Source organism: Acinetobacter sp. Tr-809 (assembly GCF_011753255.1).
Taxonomy (GTDB): domain Bacteria; phylum Pseudomonadota; class Gammaproteobacteria; order Pseudomonadales; family Moraxellaceae; genus Acinetobacter.
Map to the genome: position 1 here is coordinate 654,774 of NZ_VWVZ01000002.1, position 17,808 is coordinate 672,581.

Here is a 17,808-nt window from a genome sequence, read left to right on the forward strand (position 1 = left end):
TCACCTCACTTACTTATGGTTGTCAGTGTACGGAATCAAAGACAAATAGCGAGCTTGTTTAATAGCTAACGCTAATTGACGTTGATAACGAGCTTTAGTACCTGTAATACGGCTAGGAACAATCTTGCCGTTTTCAGTGATGTACTGTTTTAATGTGTCGATATCTTTGTAGTCGATGTACGCAACATTCTCAGCTGTAAAGCGGCAGAACTTGCGACGACGGTAAAAACGTGCCATTGATGTTCTCCTTATTCAGCTTCTTGAATTGCTTGTTGTGCTTCTTCACGTTGAGCTTTACGCGCACGTTTTTCTTCAGCACTCTTAGCAAGTAAAGATTCTTCAGTGATTGCGTTTTCACGACGGATGATGATGTTACGAATAATTGCATCGTTATAACGGAACAATTCTTCTAATTCATCAAGAGTCGTTTGACCACATTCAACATTCATAAGAATGTAGTGTGCTTTGTGAATTTTGTTAATCGGGTAAGCCAATTGGCGGCGGCCCCAATCTTCTAAACGGTGAATTTGACCTTCAGCTTCTTTGATCTGAGAGATATAGCGTTCAACCATACCTACAACTTGATCGCTTTGGTCTGGATGTACCAATAGTACGATTTCGTAGTGACGCATTGTCAGCTCCTTACGGTTTAAGCAGCCCCTAATTAAAAAAATTAGAAGCAAGGAGTCATAGCTTTAAAAGCTATGTCGCAAATTGCGAAGCGGGGATTATATGCAAATTGACGCTATAAAGCAAATTTGCCATAGTCTTTGGATTGTATTTTTAAAATAAAAAAGGGAAATAACAATGGAACCACAATTTATAAAGACTGTTACTTTAATTGAATCGATTTTGCAGTCGAATACAGAGGAGGCATATTCGGAAGTTTTTGAGCAATATGATGGTGATATTTACCAAATCTTAATGATCGTCGATTGGCGTGAGGAGGATGAAGCGATTGTTGAATATTGTGAAAATATTTTGCAAACGGGAAGTTTAGGTACAGAGACACAAAATGCAGATAATCCACAAGGGTTTATGATTACCCTTTATTATCGAGATCAGGCTTTGATCATTCCTTATCAAGGTGAGGGTGCAGATCGAGATACCACCTTAAAAGCACTCAATCAGATTTTGCAGCCAGATTATGAAATCCGTTTTTGTGTGATTTCTGATGGTTCGGATACATTAGAGTTTTTACCCTTGCCTCAGTCTTTATGGCAGAAATTAGATCAGAAATACTCACATAATATCGATCAATTCTTTAGACGTTTTGAGCAAGATAGTGCATTTTTTGGTTAGATGGGAGTGGTAAAAGTTAATCTTATTTTTATAGAAGCAAAACTGGTTTGAAGATCTATCTATGATGTTTCATTTAGGCAATAAAGAACTAAATGTTTTTATTGCACGAAATGATAAAAATTGGGAGAGCATAAAAAGATAGAGAATGCTCTATCTTTTTAAAAAATAGGGAAGAATGGTGCAGGGCTTTTAAAGGTGAAGCTAAAGCTTAAACTGATAACAGTAATGAGGATTACTGAGAAAAGGAAAAAGCGTTTGGCCCAAAGTTGATCATCTTTGGCCTTGAATCCTAAAATAGCAATGTAGAACCAGTAAATGCAAAGTATGTTGCAGATGACCAAGAACACGATATTGGTGTATCCATATACATATAAAGCATTCATCGCTAGAGTAAATAAAACCACATAAATCAGTGATTCAATTTTTGTTCTAAGGATTGAACGGGCTACAGGTAAAATAGGAACGCCTGCATTTTTGTAGTCGTCAAAACGATAAATTGCGATCGCCCATGAATGTGGCATTTGCCATAAAGCATATGCAACAAAGATCAATAGCGCCGCCATATCGAACTGATGACTTACAGCCACATAACCAATAACAGGTGGACTCGCTCCAGAAATACTACCAATCACGGTTTGATGGATTGTGGTGCGTTTGCTCCACAAACTATAAAAACCGACATAGACCACGAAACCAATCACAGCAAACAAGAATGCATAAGCATTGACATAGAACCAGAGCATGCTAAAGCCAATCACACCTAAAACCAATGCATAACACATGGCAACAGTAGGGGAAATGGTCTTTGTCACAAGCGCGCGGTTCATGGTGCGTTGCATTTTTTGATCGATGTCTTGATCAATTACGTTATTGACTACACAGCCAGAAGCAACCACTAAAGTTGTTCCGAGAAGGGTAAGTAATAATAAGAGGCAGTCTATAGAGCCTTGGGCGGCTAAGAAGAAGCCGCCCAAGGTGGTAATGAAATTACCGAAGAGAATTCCTGGTTTAGTCAGGAATAAGTACTTTTTCCACATGACAATCAGTTTAGATCATCATGTTGTAGTGTAGGTAATTCATAATCCACACAGAGCCGACTAAGAGTACAGCGATACATAAAATTGTGTAGATAAATGCAATAAGGTTCCAACGTTGGTCAGATGATGTGTTCATGTGCAAGAAATACACAAGTTGTACAAGTACCTGAGCAACAGCAGTAATTGCAATTACTGTAACTAAAATGCCACGACTAAAACCGCCAGCCATCACCATCCCGAAAGGGATGATGGTGAGGATGACAGAAAGGATAAATCCAATCGTGTATTGTTTAAAGTTACCGTGTGACGCGCCTGCAGCATTATGGTCATGACTACTCATTAGAGAACTCCCAGTAAGTAAACGACGCTGAATACACAGATCCAAACGATGTCAAGGAAGTGCCAGAACAAGCTTAAGCAAGCAAGACGACGTGTATTCGGTAAGGTCAAACCATTCTTTTTGATTTGGTAGATTAATACCAACATCCACACTAAACCTGAAGTTACGTGGATACCGTGTGTACCAACCAAAGTAAAGAATGCAGATAAGAATGCACTGTGAGTTGGACCATGGCCTTCGTGTACAAGGTGATGGAACTCATAGATTTCCATACCAATGAACGATGCACCAAAAAGGAATGTAACAAATAACCAAGTGATCACTTGATTTACATTCTTTTTATAAGATGCAAGTACAGCAAAACCAAATGTTACCGATGAAATCAATAAGGCAAATGTTTCAGTTAACACGAAGCCTAATGAGTCATGGAACAGGTCATATGCACTTGGAGTTCCTGGTGGAATATGACTGCTTAATACAGCGAACGCAATGAAGAGTGATCCGAAAAGAATCAAGTCACTCATCAAGTATGTCCAGAAACCAAAGACCGTTAAGTCTGTATCATCATGTTCATGATGACCATCGTGGCCGTGGTTGTCGTGATGAAGTACTTCAGCCATTTCCTTAGTCCTTCTTCAAGTGTTTTTCAAGTAAAGCATAGCGTTCGTTTTCAATACGCTCAACTTCAGCAGCAGGAACGTAGTAATCAACATTCTTAGTGAATGAGCTTACGATCAAGCTAACAACAGCTGAAACGAATGAAACAACAACGAGCCACCAAATATGCCAGATGAGTGCAAAGCCAAGAATTGTAATGAACATTGCAATGACAAAACCAGCAGCACGATCAGTCGGCATGTGGATGTCTTCATATTTAGTATTACGTGCGTATGCTACACCATTTTCTTTGTCAGTCCAGAAACGGTCTACACCGCTAGCATCTGGTTCATGCGCAAAGTTATAGAACGGAGCAGGAGATGACGTTGCCCATTCAAGGGTACGGCTATCCCATGGATCGCCTGTATGGTCCATGTTGTCCTTACGTTGTAAGAAACCAACGATGATTTGCATTAAGAAACATGCAATACCGATCGCGATAAGAACAGCACCAAACAATGCAATTGCCAAGTATGGATCCCACTCAGGGTTGTCATATGTATTCAAACGACGCGTCATACCCATGAAACCAAGGATATAAAGTGGCATGAATGCAAAATAGAAACCGATGAACCAGAACCAGAACGCAGCTTTACCCCATGCTTCATTGAGCTTCCAACCAAACATTTTCGGCCAGTAGAAGATGATGCCGGCAAACATACCAAACACCACACCACCGATAATTACGTTATGGAAGTGAGCGATCAAGAATAATGAGTTGTGTACAAGGAAGTCCGCAGGTGGAACAGCCATAAGTACACCAGTTAAACCACCGATACCGAATGTTACAAGGAAGCCAAGCGTCCATAACATAGGTGTTGTATAGGTGATGCGACCTTTATACATTGTGAATAACCAAGAGAAGATTTTCACACCTGTAGGAATCGCAATAACCATGGTCATGATACCGAAGAACGCGTTAACGTTCGCACCAGCACCCATGGTGAAGAAGTGGTGAAGCCATACAACGAATGCAAGTACAGTAATCGCAATCGTCGCATACACCATAGACTTATAACCGAACAACGCTTTACGAGAGAAGGTTGCAACGATTTCTGAGTATAAACCAAATGCTGGTAATACCAAGATATATACTTCAGGGTGACCCCATGTCCAGATCAAGTTCACATAAAGCATTGGGCTACCGCCAAGCTCATTTGTGAAGAAATGGAAGCCGAAGTAACGGTCTAAAGTAAGCATTGCAAGCGTACCTGTTAATACAGGGAATGATGCAATGATTAATACAGCCGTACAAAGTGAAGTCCACGTGAAAATTGGCATATCCATTAATTTCATGCCAGGTGCACGCATTTTGATGATGGTAACAAAGAAGTTAACACCAGATAAAAGCGTACCTAGACCAGAAACCTGAAGTGCCCAGATATAGTAGTCAACACCCACACCAGGAGAATATTGAATGCCAGATAGAGGAGGGTAAGCCATCCAACCAGTCGCAGCAAATTCACCTAATACAAGTGAAAGCATCATCAAACCAGCAGCACCAGCGAATAACCAGAAGCTTAAAGAGTTTAATAATGGGAAGGCAACGTCGCGAGCACCAATCTGTAAAGGTACAGAGATGTTCATCATACCTACAACGAGACCCATTGCTACGAAGAAGATCATGATTACACCGTGTGCGGTGAAGATCTGGTCATAGTGGTCAGGGTGTAAGTAACCTTCGCCGCCGCCTTTCGCGAGGAAAAGTTGTAGACGCATCATGATCGCATCGGCGAAACCACGCAACAGCATGACTACAGATACGATGATATACATGATACCAATCTTTTTATGGTCTACAGTGATAAACCATTCATTCCACAAATATCCCCATTTCTTGAAATAGGTGATACCGCCCAATACAGCAATTGCACCAAGTGCCATAAAGACCATGGTGACAAGTACAAGGGGTTCAGTCGGGATAGAATCCCACCCTAATTTACCAAAAATCATATCCATGTCTTATTCCCCTTGAGCAGCGTGTTCTGCTGCAGCATGAGTTTCTGCTGTTGCATCATGTCCAGCAGAATGGTCAGCACCGTGATAGTTACTCATGTAGTGGTTGATGATTGTTTCAAACAATTTTGGCTCAACTGATGAGTAATAAGTCACTGGGTGTGGCTTAGTCGGGAACGGTTTCATCGCTTCAGCTTTAGCAAGTGCTTCTTCATCACCAGCAGCTTTAGCACGATTCACTAAATGCTCGATCTGGTGTTTAGAACGATCACCATCTTTAAGTGTTGCTAACTCAGCTTGGTCAAGTGTGCCTTTTTGAATTGCTTCAGGGTTGATACTTGTACCATTGCCAGCTTTCACTGCTTCTACCCATTGTGCAAATTCTGGCTCAGTCACGCTATGTGCTTTAAAGCGCATTTGTGAGAAACCGTAACCTGAATAGTTTGCTGAGAAACCACGGAAGATACCTGGTTCGTCTGCTAATAGGTGAAGGTGAGTCTGCATACCAGCCATTGCATAGATCTGGCCGCCTAACTGTGGAATGAAGAATGAGTTCATTGTGAAGTTAGAAGTGATCTTAAAGCTTATTGGTGTTTGTTCTGGGAAGCGTACTTCGTTTACCGTTGCAATGTTTTGCTCAGGATAGATAAAAATCCATTTGAACTGTTCAGCGACAGCTTGAATAGTCAATGGTGCTTTATCTGATTCTAACGGACGGTAAGGGTCGTACTTGTGGGAACCCCACCAAGTTAACCAAGCTAAAATACCAATAATAATGACAGGTACACCCCATACAACGATCTCAATTGTCGTTGAGTGTGCCCAAGTAGGTTTATAGTCTGCATCTTTATTCGATGCGCGATATTTCCAACCAAACCATAATGCCATAACGATTGATGGAATCACCACCAATAGCATTAAATAGATCGCAGTCATCATCAGGTTACTTTGACCTTGACCAACTGGACCTTTATTGTTTAGAAGTACCATATCACCACCGCACCCAGTCAAGAGCGCAGCCATCGTTGATAAAGACAATACAGCTAAAATCGTTTGTCTCATTTTACAACCTCGGTGAAGAGTCCCATTCCCTAATTAAAATTATGGGATAGCGATTAAAGTGTCGCGTGATTGATAAGGATTGGTTAAAAAATGCTTAGCAATCACGCGACACCGCAACGTTGTTGGGCATTATGCCTTATATTGAAAAACTAAGCTACTCATAAAGTCGTGTGAAATACTTGTTTTAAAACCCGATTTATTTTGTAGGGATTGTTATTTGCATCTGTGCTTTTTATATAGATATCAGCTTAATACATAAAAAAAGAGGAATAAATCCTCTTTTGTTTATCGATTTGTGATTACTGCTTAATGACCTTGGTTTTTGCCAATTTATCGTGCAAAGTTTGTCTTTTTTTCCCAAAAGCAAACAAAGATTCCAAAACAGAAATCAATGGAACCGTAATTATATTTAAAATAATAAAAACAATGCTTCTCAACCAAAAGCCCCGAACTGTACTGACTGGTTCAGACGTTTCAGCATCGACAATTTTGATTTTGGTTAATTTCTTACCAATACTCTGACCTGATTTTCCAATCAAAAAAGCTTGTATCATAAGCATGATAATAATATAGGCACACATTGCCATCCACGCATGGGAGGGAACAACCGTCAATATTTCTTCCTGAACTTTTTGAGCTAAAGCAATGTCTGATGAACGATCTGCCATGAGCTGGAACAGCTGTTCATTGAGTTGGGTGAACTTTTGTGCTTGTTCAGGCGTAAAAAAGCTTGTAAGAATAAATGTGGCAGGGAGCCATAAAAATATATCAATCACTTTTGCAAAAAAACGCGAAGGAATAGAAGCCAAGTCCGATGCCTTTCGCTCAACTTTGATTGTGTAAGTTGGTTCGTTCGTTTCAGTTTTAATTTGAGAACTAAAAGGAGAGTAACCTACAGGTTCGTAGACAAGTTTACCTTGTGTCAATTCGCCAAGTGTTTTCCATTCGGCCATGCCTTCGTGCCAAGCCAAATCTGTCAATAAAACTTGTTGACTGGCAAGCATTTGGTTCACTTGTTCTAAATTATAAGGTCCTGCTTGTTGATTGTTACGAGCCAAGTAAATTTGCATAATTTTAAAATCTCAATTACAGAAGATGAAAAAAGACCCTACGAAAGAGGGTCTTTTTCTAAAAAAGACTAGGCTTTCTTGATTTGTTCTTCAGCAAGGAAGAACCAAGTATCAAGTACTGAGTCAGGGTTAAGTGACACAGATTCAATACCTTGTTCCATGAGCCATTTAGCAAGGTCAGGGTGATCCGAAGGACCTTGACCACAAATACCAACGTATTTTCCTGCTTTACGGCAAGCATGAATTGCCATAGAAAGGAGCGCTTTAACTGCTGGATCACGCTCATCGAATAAGTGAGATACGATACCAGAGTCACGGTCAAGACCAAGTGTTAATTGTGTTAAGTCATTTGAACCGATAGAGAAACCATCAAAGTGCTCAAGGAATTGTTCAGCCAATAATGCATTGGTTGGTAATTCACACATCATGATGATCTTAAGACCATTCTCACCACGTTTTAAGCCATTTTGAGCAAGCAATTCAATCACACGTTTTGCTTCAGAAACGGTACGAACGAATGGAATCATGATTTGGATATTGGTTAAGCCCATTTCATCGCGTGCTTTTTTCAAGGCACGGCATTCAAGCTCAAAGCAGTCGCGGAAGTTGTCAGAAACATAACGACTTGCGCCACGGAAGCCCAACATTGGGTTCTCTTCTTCAGGCTCATATAACTTACCACCAATCAAGTTTGCATATTCATTTGATTTGAAGTCAGACATACGAACAATCACTGGCTTTTCTGCAAATGCAGCAGCGAGTGTTGAAATACCTTCAACCAACTTTTCAACATAGAATTCGATTGGAGAAGAGTAGCCAGAAGTACGCGCCATAACCGCAGCACGTGTTTCGCGAGGTAAGCTATCAATATTTAATAATGCTTTTGGATGCACACCGATCATACGGTTAATGATGAACTCAAGACGTGCAAGGCCGATACCTTCATTCGGGATTTGAGCGAAGTCAAATGCACGGTCAGGGTTACCAACGTTCATCATGATTTTGAACGGTAGTGATGGCATTGAATTAATCGAATTACGTTGTACTTCGAAATCTAATGCGCCTTCATAGATGAAACCAGTATCACCTTCAGCACATGAAACTGTTACTTCTTGACCATCAGAAAGCACTTCAGTTGCGTTACCACAACCCACGATTGCTGGAACACCTAATTCACGTGCAATAATTGCTGCGTGACAGGTACGACCACCACGGTTGGTCACAATTGCAGCAGCACGCTTCATCACTGGTTCCCAATCTGGGTCAGTCATGTCAGATACAAGCACATCACCGTCTTGAACCTTGTCCATTTCTTTAATTGAAGTCACAACACGTACTTTACCAGAACCAATACGTTGACCGATTGAGCGACCTTCACAGATAACTGTACCGCGTTGCTTTAATAGGTAGCGTTCCATTGTGCCAACATTCTGACGGCTTTTTACCGTTTCAGGACGTGCTTGAACGATATAGATTTGACCATCATCGCCATCTTTTGCCCATTCGATGTCCATCGGTGAGCCATAATGTTGTTCGATAATTAACGCTTGTTTCGCCAATTCATGTAATTCGTGATCATTCAATGCAAATTGTTGACGTTCTTGTTTTTCAACATCAACGACGACCACTGATTTACCTGCTGCACCTTCTTCACCATAAATCATTTTCTGGTGTTTAGAGCCAAGGTTGCGACGTAATACAGAATGTCTACCCGCATTTAAAAGCGGTTTAGATAAATAGAATTCATCTGGGTTGACTGCACCTTGTACAACCATTTCACCCAAACCGTATGATGCAGTAATAAACACCACATCACGGAAACCAGATTCTGTATCAAGTGTAAACATGACACCCGCAGCACCAGTTTCTGAACGAACCATACGTTGTACACCAGCAGAAAGGGCAACAACACTATGTTCAAAACCTTGGTGTACACGATAAGCAATTGCGCGGTCGTTATAAAGAGAAGCAAAAACTTCTTTGATCGCGATCAGGATATTGTCAATACCGCGAATGTTGAGGAAAGTTTCTTGTTGACCTGCGAAAGACGCATCTGGTAAATCTTCAGCCGTAGCAGAAGAACGTACCGCAACAGCAATGTCTGGGTTGCCGTTTGAAAGTGCTGCAAATGCCTCACGAATTTCTTGTTCTAATGTCGCAGTAAGCGGAGTATCAACAATCCATTTACGGATTTTTGCACCAGTTTCAGCAAGTGCAATTACATCATCAACGTTAAGCTGTAAAAGTTCAGCTTGAATACGAGCGTTTAAGCCGCTTTGATCCAAGAACTCACGATAGGCAGCAGCAGTAGTTGCAAATCCACCAGGTACCGATACACCAGCATTGGATAAATGGCTGATCATTTCACCCAAAGATGAGTTTTTCCCACCTACGAGTTCGACATCGTGTTTTCCTAATTTTTCCAGACCGATTACGCGCGCTTCCAAAGTATTTACTCCACTTTTTTTGCAGTATGAATGACCATCATTGGTATGAAATTATACAAAAGTGCTTAGATTTAGTATTTTACTAAGCGACAGTCATGTTAGATGAGTTTACTATAAAGATTATAGAGCACTAAGACAAATGTTTAAGGAGAATTTTGATGCCCGTAAGTAAAGAAATTAAACGGAGCGTTTTTTTTATTTCAGATGGTACCGCAATTACCGCAGAAACCCTTGGACATTCACTACTTGCGCAATTTCCAAACGTCGATTTTGACATCCATATTATACCGTATATTACAACTGAAGAAGCGGCCATGAATGTGGCTGTAGAGATCAATGCATGTCAAAGTCGTGATGGTTCTTTACCGCTGGTTTTTGATACTTTGGTTGATCCGCATGTCCGTGAAATTATCAATACTGCCAAGGCGGTCAACTTAGACGTTTTTGAGGGCCTGATTAGTAAATTAGAACAAGAATTGGGTACGCCACCGACGACCTTGGTTGGGCAAACTCATGCTGTCACCGATTCAGAATATTATAAAGCGCGTATCGATGCAGTACATTTCGCATTGGATAACGATGATGGTGCAAGAACACGCCATTATGATAAAGCTGATATTATTTTAATTGGTGTGTCCCGTTCAGGCAAAACGCCGACCTCGATTTATTTGTCATTACAGTTTGGTATTCGTGTAGCGAATTACCCTCTGACTGAAGAAGACCTAGATGACAACCGTTTGCCAAAAGTTTTGCGTGAACATAAAAACAAGTTGTTTGGTTTGATGATTGATGCTGAACGTTTGGTGGCCATTCGTAATGAACGTAAGGCCAATAGTCGCTATTCAAGTTTTAGTCAGTGTCAAATGGAGTTACGTGCTATTGAAGGGATTTATATCTCGGAAGGGATTAAATACCTCAATGTCACTGAAATGTCGATTGAAGAAATCTCAACACGGGTTTTGCAAATGACAGGCTTGAAACGTCGCATTGGTTGATCGTTTGAGACGGCCTAAATTTAGGTGAATTAGGTCGTCTTTAATGTACCGATAATTTGAAATTTTATGGTGACTGGTTGAATAGAAATCATTAACTAATAATAAACAATTGATATTCAATGACAAACTTGGCTTAACTCATCAGTACTTGAGTTGATGATAATTTTCCCACATTTCTGCTATAATATTGTGACTTAAATCTCATTTTTTATTTTTGGTGGTCTATGACTTTTATTGCAACTGAATATCTTGATAAAAAGAGTTCTGTTTGGAACAGAAGTCTGTGAATCTCGCATTTCCTTTTCACTCTAACCATCAAGTGAGTGAAGTTCAGCAAAATGTTTATAATAGTATCCCGAGTTTGGTCTGGCTGCTTTCAGAGCAGGGTGATGCTTATTTCTTCAATAGTATCAGCCAAGAATATATTGGTTTTAATAATTTAGAACATTTTGCGAAAAATTGGGTAGATTTAATCTATCTTGATGATATTTCACTTTTTCAGAGTGAATGGGAGCAAGCATTTTCTTGCCAGTCTCCTTTTCAGTTGGAATGTCGCTTAAAACATCGATCGGGTGCGTATCGCTGGTTTTTGTTATCGGCAAAATTTTTGGAAGCTGAAGGTGAAGGCTATTGGTTTATCAATAGTGTTGATATCCACGAAACAAAACAATATCAGCAGAACTTAGTACAGTGTATCAATGCACAAACCAATATGCTGGATAATAGTATTGACTGTATAAAATTATTAGAAGCTGATGGCTCACTATTACATGTTAATAAAACGGGCTGTATTGCACTGAATATTCCAGAACACCATCAACGATTTGGAATGAAATGGGCCGAACTTTTACCTTCAGAGATTCGTTCGAAAGCAACGTATGCATTGAAAATGGCACTTAAAGGGAAAACTGCTCGCTTTCGTGGAATGAGTGGAGATGGCGCTGAACGACAGTACTGGGATAATTTGCTGACGCCTATTTTAAATGACCAAGGTCAGATTGTGCAGGTTCTGTGTTTATCTCGTGATGTGACCACACAACGACAGACCGAAATACAGCTACGTCTTTCAAGTGAGTTAGACGAGTTAACGGGACTCTATAATCGTCGTTTCTTCAAACAGCAGCTAAGACGCTCATTATATCGACATAAAAAAGTTGGAAAACTTGTCGGGTTAATGTTGCTGGATCTCGATTATTTCAAACATATCAATGATACCCTTGGACATGCAGCAGGGGATCATTTACTTCGGGTTTTATCTAAGCGTATCGAGAATATTTTACCAGACAATACATTTGTGGCGCGTTTGGGTGGTGATGAGTTTGCTGTTGTGGTGAATGGCATTAATACTGAAGTAGAGCTTGAAAAAGTGGCTCTGGATGTGAGTCGGCAGTTAGAGGCTCCAATTACTTATGCGGGTAATTTGATTAATGGCAGTATGAGTATCGGTTGTGCAATTTATCCGCGAGATGCTAAAGACTCAGCGAATTTAATGAAATGTGCGGATACAGCACTCAATGATTTAAAGGCAACTGGGCGTGGCGGATTCCGTATGTTTAATCAACAGATGCAAGTCGCAGCGCAAAATATTGCCATTCAATTAAATCAGGCACGTCATATTATCCGTGATGATTTGATTGTTCCATTCTATCAGCCAAAGGTTCGCTTAACGGATACTAAAGTCGTAGGTTTTGAAGCATTATTACGCTGGCAAACGGAAGATAAACACATTCATTCACCGAATAATATTGAGCAGGCTTTTCAAGACTATCTCCTCGCCACAAAAATTAGTGATGCGATGCAGAATAAAGTTTTTAAAGATATCGCCATGTGGATTGAACAAGGGCTGGAAGTCGTTCCAGTATCAATCAATGCAGCACCTGTAGAGTTTCTCAAAGATAATTATGCCGAGCGTTTATTGCAGCGTTTGAATTTATATAAAATCCCATATCATTTGGTTGAAATAGAAATTACCGAGCACATTCTGGATGATCGTGGCTCAGATTATGTGGTTCGGGCATTAAATTTATTAAAACAACATGGTGTTAAAATTTCACTCGATGATTTTGGGACGGGCCACTCTTCTTTAACTCGTCTACGTGATTATCCAGTCGATTGTTTAAAAATTGACTGTGATTTTATTCGTCAAATGAATGAAGATGATGCAATTCTTGCCATCGTCCAAGCGATCATTGCTTTAGGACCTAAGCTGTCCTTGGATATTGTTGCTGAAGGCATTGAGAACACTGAGCAGTTAGACGCGTTGAAATTGTCTGCTTGTTCAATTGGGCAGGGCTACTTATTTAGTCCTGCTGTGGATGTAGAACAAGCGACAGCAATGCTTCAACGTGGGTCTCAGTTGATTTAAATTTCACCATATAAAAACAAAGACAAGGCTTAGTAAAATAAGCCTTGTCTCATTAATAAGCTAGGTTGTTAGTGGGTTTTAATATCCATCAATAAACTAAAGTTTTCTAAACGTTTTTGCGTATCGTAAATATCACAGGTAAAAATAAATTCATCGACATCGTATTGTGCCGCAATTTTATTTAAGCCTGCTTTAACCGTTTCTTGAGAACCAATTTGTGCCATAGCATAAAAATTCTGAATAGCCACTTGTTCAGCACTCGATGCTAGACCTTCAGTTGAGTCAATTGGTGGTTTTAGCTTTAAGCTGTGACCACGAATCAGATTTAAAATACGCTGATATGAACTGGTTGCTAGATATTGAGCTTCCTCATCTGTTGCAGCAACGACTGTTGGGATACCCATTGAAACATAAGGTTTATCGAGGTATTCCGAAGCTTGGAAGTTATCACGATAGATTTCGATCGCTTGACCTAACATTCGTGGTGCAAAATGAGAGGCAAAAGAATAAGGCAGTCCAAGTTTTGCGGCCAATTGTGCGCTAAATAAACTTGAACCGAGTAACCACACTGGCACATGGGTATTTTGACCAGGTGTAGCGATAATTCTCTGATTCGGTTGCGGTGTTTTAAAATATTGCAGAATCTCCATCACATCTTGAGGGAATTGATCTTCAGTTTCCTGACGGCCGCGACGTAAGGCACGCATTGTCATTTGATCTGTACCAGGCGCACGACCCAGACCGAGTTCAAAACGATTTGGGTAGAGTGTGGCTAACGTTCCAAACTGTTCTGCAACCACCAATGGTGCATGGTTTGGTAGCATGATACCGCCTGAGCCTAAACGGATTTTTTGCGTATTTGCAGCAATAAATCCTAATAAAACAGCTGTCGCTGAACTGGCAATTCCATCCATATTATGATGTTCAGCTAACCAAAAACGCTCATAACCTAACTTTTCCGCATGCTGAGCCAGTTCTAATGCATGACGGAGAGAAAACTCGATACTCTTGTCATCTCGAACAGGAGCAAGTTCGAGGATAGAGAATTTTATATCTTGTAGTGATTTCATTATGCAGTCTCAAAACAATATATCGAAATAATACGATATAAGTTTGACTTTGTATATCGTTTTAGTTCGATGTATTGTTGTTTTGATCAAACAAAAAAAGCGCCCGAAGGCGCTAAAGGGGTAAAACGTTTTGATCTGATTAACGGTGTTTGTACCAACCACGATGTCGACCATTGTCATGGCGGTAGCTTTCACGAGAATTGTAATAGCGACGGTCATCATAAGAACGACGGTTATCGTAACGGCGGTCATAACGACGATCATCGTAACGTCGATCAGCATCGCGGTCCTGACCCACTTTTTGACCTAAAGCTGCACCACCAGCTGCACCGAGTGCTGCACCAATATAGCCACCATTGCTTCCACCCATATTGCGGCCAACGGTATAACCACCCACACCACCTAAACCACCACCAATGGCAGCTTCAGTACGGTCACGTCGATTACTAGATGCAGCTGCACCACCAGCACCACCAATTGCAGAGCCGATCATTGCACCAGTGTCACCGCCAAGTTGTTTACCTAAGGTAGTACCAACCACACTTCCTAGGGCAGAGGTTGCTGCTACACGCGTTGTATTATCTGCATGTGCAACAGTCATCATTGAAGACGCTGCTAAGATAACGCTACATAACCACATATTCGATTTCATGGTGAAACTCCTTATCCATTCTTTTGGACAATATTCTTTTTGCTTGTGACAAATGTAACAAGACTTGTGAGTGAAAATATGGAGTGCAATATCTAGATTGAGAGTGTTTGACGATGGTTTTGTTGGTGTTCTATAACAAATGAAGGGATTGTGAATAAATTATAAAAATAAAGAATGAATAGGCAACGAGCAACAGCCATCGTTGTAATCGAGTACAATGGGCGCAGTTTCGCTTAGGATTTATTTATGCTGCTGGAAAAAATTTTGCAATCACAAGGCTTTGGTTCACGTAAGTATTGTCAGCAGTTAATTAAAAATGGTTCTGTTCAGATTGAAAATCAGGTCTGTGATAATCCGAAGCAGAATTTCAATACCGATCAACTGGTCTTTCAGGTATTTGGTGAAGAATATCAATATCGAGAGCATGTCTATATTGTTTTAAATAAACCGCAAGGCTATGAATGTTCGCATCAGGCGACACATCACAAAAGTGTATTTAGTCTTTTTCCTGAAATTCTGCTACATCGCGGAATTCAATGTGTGGGTCGTCTAGATCAAGATACCACAGGTCTATTATTGCTGACCGATGATGGACAATATTTACAGGCATTAACACATCCTCGTAAACATGTACCCAAAGTTTATCATGTGACGACTGCAGATCCTGTTACAGCTGAACAGCAACATGGTTTGGAGCAAGGCGTCGAACTGCGTAATGAGAAAGGTATCTATGCCGCCACAGATGTACGATTAATCTCGGAACATCAAATTGCAATGACCATTCACCAAGGCGTTTACCACCAAGTAAAACGTATGCTGGCAGCTGTTGGAAATAAAGTCGAAGCCTTACATCGTCACCAAGTGGGTTTGCTTGAACTTCCTGAGTTGGAAGAAGGTGAATGGATCTATTTAACTCCACCGCAAAAACAGTTAAGTCAGAACATGGCTCTTGATGAATAATTACTTTAAAAAACAATGAAAGGTTTTGAACTCACTGTCTTGGATAAAGCCCATTTGCTCATATAGACGGTGAGATTGATAATTATTTTTTTGTGTTTCTAAGCTGATGCGTTGTGCATTTTCATGTCGTGCAAATAAGATTGCGGTATCAATCAGCTGTTTTGCTGCACCCTGTTTTCGGTAAGAGGGGGTAACATAGACATCATCGAGGATATAGTAGGTTTCACAAGCGACAGAAGAAAAGGCAAGGTAGAGCAATACAAAGCCCGTAAATACATCATCTTTAACATGAATAAAAATGACACTATCTTTATTGTCGAAGCGATGTTTTAAAAATTGATACGATTGATCAATATTTGAGGATGCACCGTAAAACTGACGGTATTCGTCAAACAAGACAGCAAGTTGATGAAGATCTTCCTTTGTTGCTCGCTTAACAATCATTCCTGTCCATCCTTACACTTGTTAATTTTATTAGGACTGTCAGGATAGCGAAAAAAATTCAGCTTAAAAAATAAAAACTTGTTTATAAATGCAACATTGTTAAGTTTTGTCACTTTCACCAAGTAGTGCATTCAACTCTTCAAATAAATCTTCATGATCATCTTCAATTTCAACCGATGATGGATTTTCAGTACTTGCTGCGGCTCTAGATTTACGCAATTTGAGTAACTGTTCCATGTTGATGTTTTGATTTTCAATTGTAAAAGGAATCGACTTGGTCAATACCACTTGTTTAAAGAAAAGACGAACGGCTTGAGCAGGGGAGATACCCAGCTGTTTAAACACGGCAAAAGCTTGCTTCTTTTCCTGTGAATCGAGGCGAACCTGATAAACTTCTGTTTTTCGCATGAAGAATGAGACCAAATATTTTTAGTTATCGTCATGTATTTTAAACCATTGCAATGTAATTTCAATATTTTTGAAGTGAAAAAATAGAATTTTTGTCATTACGGTGTATTTACAATGTGAGTTCAAGCTTGGAGCTAAACCGCATTTCTTGATTTAAAATCGGATCAATAAAGCAAATTTCTTTAGCCAATAGCTGTAATGGCTGACTAAAATCATCCTCAGCTTTATGCTCAATGTGTGGATAAAAAGAATCGTTAAGTATTGGAATATTAAGATAATTTAAGTGTACGCGTAATTGGTGCTGCTTTCCTGTTTTGGGACTAAGTTTATATTTGGCATGCTGCTGATCATGTATTAACAGTTCAATTAAAGTCTCAGTATTATTAGGTTTTTCAGCATTAATTTGCATCGTATAAAAAGGCTGACCTTTTTCTAAATGTAGCTGCAAAATTTGCGGAAAATCCAGTTCAGGTCGATATTTTGCAATTGCATGATAGATTTTTTGCACTTTTCTTTCGGCAAAAAGTTGTTGGTAGATGCCTCTAGATGCTGCTTTTTTACAGAATAAAACCACACCTGCTGTTTCTCGATCAAGTCGATGGATGGGGGTGAGATCTTCGTAACCAGTTTGCTTTTTCAGTCTGACCAAGAGGGTTTCTTGTACGTATTGCCCAGTTGGTGTCATGGTCAAAAAGTGCGGTTTATCGACGACAAGTAAATCATCATTTTCAAATAGGATTTCATGTTGAAATGGCACAGGTACTTCATGCGCAAGAAAACGATAATAAAAAATATGAGTATTGGGGGTATAGCGGCTTTCTAATATGAGCTTGGTGCCATCTGCTGCATAAATCAGTTCATCTGCAAAACGCTGTTGCCATTCGCTAATTTGGATATGTGGAAAATGTTGGCAAAGGTATTCAAAAATTGTAGGTATGGAAACATCGTCGGGTAAAAATACCTTGCTGGCACTGACGCCATTCATCAGCGGAGGAGAGAAAATAGGTGTAGTAGAGTTAATCATAATTACTAAGGTAGCTGAA

Annotated in this window: 18 protein-coding genes; 4 read left to right on the forward strand and 14 right to left on the reverse strand. The window is 40.0% G+C overall.

Annotated elements, in window-relative coordinates; genetic code table 11:
- Window positions 1-9: 9 nt before the first annotated feature.
- Both rpsR and rpsF read right to left on the reverse strand, forming a co-directional pair.
- Window positions 10-237 (reverse strand): 30S ribosomal protein S18, encoded by a 228-nt coding sequence (gene rpsR, locus F3J02_RS07095; RefSeq protein ID WP_000090661.1) that lies wholly within the window; start codon window positions 235-237, stop codon window positions 10-12.
- A gap of 11 nt (window positions 238-248) precedes the next feature.
- Window positions 249-632: a 30S ribosomal protein S6 gene (gene rpsF, locus F3J02_RS07100; protein WP_167248327.1), complete on the reverse strand. Its 384-nt coding sequence runs from the start codon at window positions 630-632 to the stop codon at window positions 249-251.
- Window positions 633-807: 175 nt separating this feature from the next.
- On the opposite strand from rpsF, the gene F3J02_RS07105 reads away from it, so the two are divergent.
- Window positions 808-1,302 carry a hypothetical protein gene (locus tag F3J02_RS07105; RefSeq protein WP_167248328.1) on the forward strand — a complete coding sequence of 165 codons (495 nt, stop codon included), beginning with the start codon at window positions 808-810 and terminating at the stop codon, window positions 1,300-1,302.
- Between the two features lie 158 nt (window positions 1,303-1,460).
- Here F3J02_RS07105 and cyoE read toward each other — a convergent pair whose 3' ends face one another.
- From cyoE to ppsA, 7 genes are all read right to left on the reverse strand, one after another.
- The gene (gene cyoE, locus F3J02_RS07110) at window positions 1,461-2,339 is read right to left on the reverse strand and encodes a heme o synthase (RefSeq protein WP_167248329.1); all 879 of its coding nucleotides are present in this window, start codon (window positions 2,337-2,339) and stop codon (window positions 1,461-1,463) included.
- 10 nt (window positions 2,340-2,349) lie between these two features.
- A complete protein-coding gene (locus F3J02_RS07115) occupies window positions 2,350-2,679 on the reverse strand; it encodes a cytochrome o ubiquinol oxidase subunit IV (protein WP_004806013.1) in 330 nt (109 codons plus the stop codon).
- Complete coding sequence (gene cyoC, locus F3J02_RS07120; protein WP_004806016.1) at window positions 2,679-3,299, reverse strand: cytochrome o ubiquinol oxidase subunit III; 621 nt, start codon at window positions 3,297-3,299, stop codon at window positions 2,679-2,681. Before cyoC ends, F3J02_RS07115 begins: the two co-directional genes overlap by 1 nt.
- Before the next feature lie 4 nt (window positions 3,300-3,303).
- Complete coding sequence (gene cyoB / locus F3J02_RS07125) at window positions 3,304-5,295, reverse strand: cytochrome o ubiquinol oxidase subunit I (RefSeq protein WP_167248330.1); 1,992 nt, start codon at window positions 5,293-5,295, stop codon at window positions 3,304-3,306.
- Between the two features lie 3 nt (window positions 5,296-5,298).
- On the reverse strand, window positions 5,299-6,354 hold the full coding sequence (cyoA, locus tag F3J02_RS07130; RefSeq protein WP_167248331.1) for a ubiquinol oxidase subunit II: 1,056 nt from the start codon (window positions 6,352-6,354) through the stop codon (window positions 5,299-5,301).
- A 299-nt stretch (window positions 6,355-6,653) separates the two neighbouring features.
- Complete coding sequence (locus F3J02_RS07135) at window positions 6,654-7,424, reverse strand: RDD family protein (RefSeq protein ID WP_167248332.1); 771 nt, start codon at window positions 7,422-7,424, stop codon at window positions 6,654-6,656.
- Window positions 7,425-7,492: 68 nt separating this feature from the next.
- Complete coding sequence (gene ppsA, locus F3J02_RS07140) at window positions 7,493-9,871, reverse strand: phosphoenolpyruvate synthase (RefSeq protein WP_167248333.1); 2,379 nt, start codon at window positions 9,869-9,871, stop codon at window positions 7,493-7,495.
- 158 nt (window positions 9,872-10,029) lie between these two features.
- Between ppsA and F3J02_RS07145 the strand changes: the two genes are divergently transcribed.
- Together F3J02_RS07145 and F3J02_RS07150 are read left to right on the forward strand one after the other, a co-directional pair.
- Window positions 10,030-10,866, forward strand: coding sequence for a pyruvate, water dikinase regulatory protein (locus F3J02_RS07145; RefSeq protein WP_004806023.1), 837 nt, complete (start codon window positions 10,030-10,032; stop codon window positions 10,864-10,866).
- 283 nt (window positions 10,867-11,149) lie between these two features.
- Entirely contained in the window at window positions 11,150-13,231 is a 2,082-nt protein-coding gene (locus tag F3J02_RS07150; protein WP_167248398.1) for an EAL and GGDEF domain-containing protein, read from the forward strand.
- 68 nt (window positions 13,232-13,299) lie between these two features.
- Here the strand turns inward: F3J02_RS07150 and F3J02_RS07155 are convergent, their stop codons facing one another.
- Window positions 13,300-14,301, reverse strand: coding sequence for an LLM class flavin-dependent oxidoreductase (locus F3J02_RS07155; protein WP_167248334.1), 1,002 nt, complete (start codon window positions 14,299-14,301; stop codon window positions 13,300-13,302).
- A gap of 139 nt (window positions 14,302-14,440) precedes the next feature.
- Complete coding sequence (locus F3J02_RS07160) at window positions 14,441-14,953, reverse strand: glycine zipper 2TM domain-containing protein (RefSeq protein ID WP_167248335.1); 513 nt, start codon at window positions 14,951-14,953, stop codon at window positions 14,441-14,443.
- 246 nt (window positions 14,954-15,199) lie between these two features.
- Here F3J02_RS07160 and F3J02_RS07165 point away from each other — a divergent pair, with 246 nt between their 5' ends.
- Entirely contained in the window at window positions 15,200-15,913 is a 714-nt protein-coding gene (locus F3J02_RS07165) for a pseudouridine synthase (RefSeq protein ID WP_167248336.1), read from the forward strand.
- Here the strand turns inward: F3J02_RS07165 and F3J02_RS07170 are convergent, their stop codons facing one another.
- The 3 genes from F3J02_RS07170 to F3J02_RS07180 all read right to left on the reverse strand — a co-directional run bounded on the left by F3J02_RS07170 (window position 15,914) and on the right by F3J02_RS07180 (window position 17,789).
- Window positions 15,914-16,357, reverse strand: a complete 444-nt coding sequence (locus F3J02_RS07170; protein WP_167248337.1) for a GNAT family N-acetyltransferase — start codon at window positions 16,355-16,357, stop codon at window positions 15,914-15,916.
- Between the two features lie 99 nt (window positions 16,358-16,456).
- Entirely contained in the window at window positions 16,457-16,765 is a 309-nt protein-coding gene (locus F3J02_RS07175) for a type II toxin-antitoxin system RelB/DinJ family antitoxin (RefSeq protein WP_167248338.1), read from the reverse strand.
- Between the two features lie 109 nt (window positions 16,766-16,874).
- Window positions 16,875-17,789: a pseudouridine synthase gene (locus F3J02_RS07180; RefSeq protein ID WP_167248339.1), complete on the reverse strand. Its 915-nt coding sequence runs from the start codon at window positions 17,787-17,789 to the stop codon at window positions 16,875-16,877.
- Window positions 17,790-17,808: the final 19 nt, after the last annotated feature.

What these genes read in the sequence shown, in the direction of transcription:
- rpsR (WP_000090661.1), bottom strand. Translation starts at nt 237, where the DNA reads ATGGCACGTTTTTACCGTCGTCGCAAGTTCTGCCGCTTTACAGCTGAG.
- rpsF (WP_167248327.1), bottom strand. Translation starts at nt 632, where the DNA reads ATGCGTCACTACGAAATCGTACTATTGGTACATCCAGACCAAAGCGAT.
- F3J02_RS07105 (WP_167248328.1), top strand. Translation starts at nt 808, where the DNA reads ATGGAACCACAATTTATAAAGACTGTTACTTTAATTGAATCGATTTTG.
- cyoE (WP_167248329.1), bottom strand. Translation starts at nt 2,339, where the DNA reads ATGTGGAAAAAGTACTTATTCCTGACTAAACCAGGAATTCTCTTCGGT.
- F3J02_RS07115 (WP_004806013.1), bottom strand. Translation starts at nt 2,679, where the DNA reads ATGAGTAGTCATGACCATAATGCTGCAGGCGCGTCACACGGTAACTTT.
- cyoC (WP_004806016.1), bottom strand. Translation starts at nt 3,299, where the DNA reads ATGGCTGAAGTACTTCATCACGACAACCACGGCCACGATGGTCATCAT.
- cyoB (WP_167248330.1), bottom strand. Translation starts at nt 5,295, where the DNA reads ATGGATATGATTTTTGGTAAATTAGGGTGGGATTCTATCCCGACTGAA.
- cyoA (WP_167248331.1), bottom strand. Translation starts at nt 6,354, where the DNA reads ATGAGACAAACGATTTTAGCTGTATTGTCTTTATCAACGATGGCTGCG.
- F3J02_RS07135 (WP_167248332.1), bottom strand. Translation starts at nt 7,424, where the DNA reads ATGCAAATTTACTTGGCTCGTAACAATCAACAAGCAGGACCTTATAAT.
- F3J02_RS07145 (WP_004806023.1), top strand. Translation starts at nt 10,030, where the DNA reads ATGCCCGTAAGTAAAGAAATTAAACGGAGCGTTTTTTTTATTTCAGAT.
- F3J02_RS07155 (WP_167248334.1), bottom strand. Translation starts at nt 14,301, where the DNA reads ATGAAATCACTACAAGATATAAAATTCTCTATCCTCGAACTTGCTCCT.
- F3J02_RS07160 (WP_167248335.1), bottom strand. Translation starts at nt 14,953, where the DNA reads ATGAAATCGAATATGTGGTTATGTAGCGTTATCTTAGCAGCGTCTTCA.
- F3J02_RS07165 (WP_167248336.1), top strand. Translation starts at nt 15,200, where the DNA reads ATGCTGCTGGAAAAAATTTTGCAATCACAAGGCTTTGGTTCACGTAAG.
- F3J02_RS07170 (WP_167248337.1), bottom strand. Translation starts at nt 16,357, where the DNA reads ATGATTGTTAAGCGAGCAACAAAGGAAGATCTTCATCAACTTGCTGTC.
- F3J02_RS07175 (WP_167248338.1), bottom strand. Translation starts at nt 16,765, where the DNA reads ATGCGAAAAACAGAAGTTTATCAGGTTCGCCTCGATTCACAGGAAAAG.
- F3J02_RS07180 (WP_167248339.1), bottom strand. Translation starts at nt 17,789, where the DNA reads ATGATTAACTCTACTACACCTATTTTCTCTCCTCCGCTGATGAATGGC.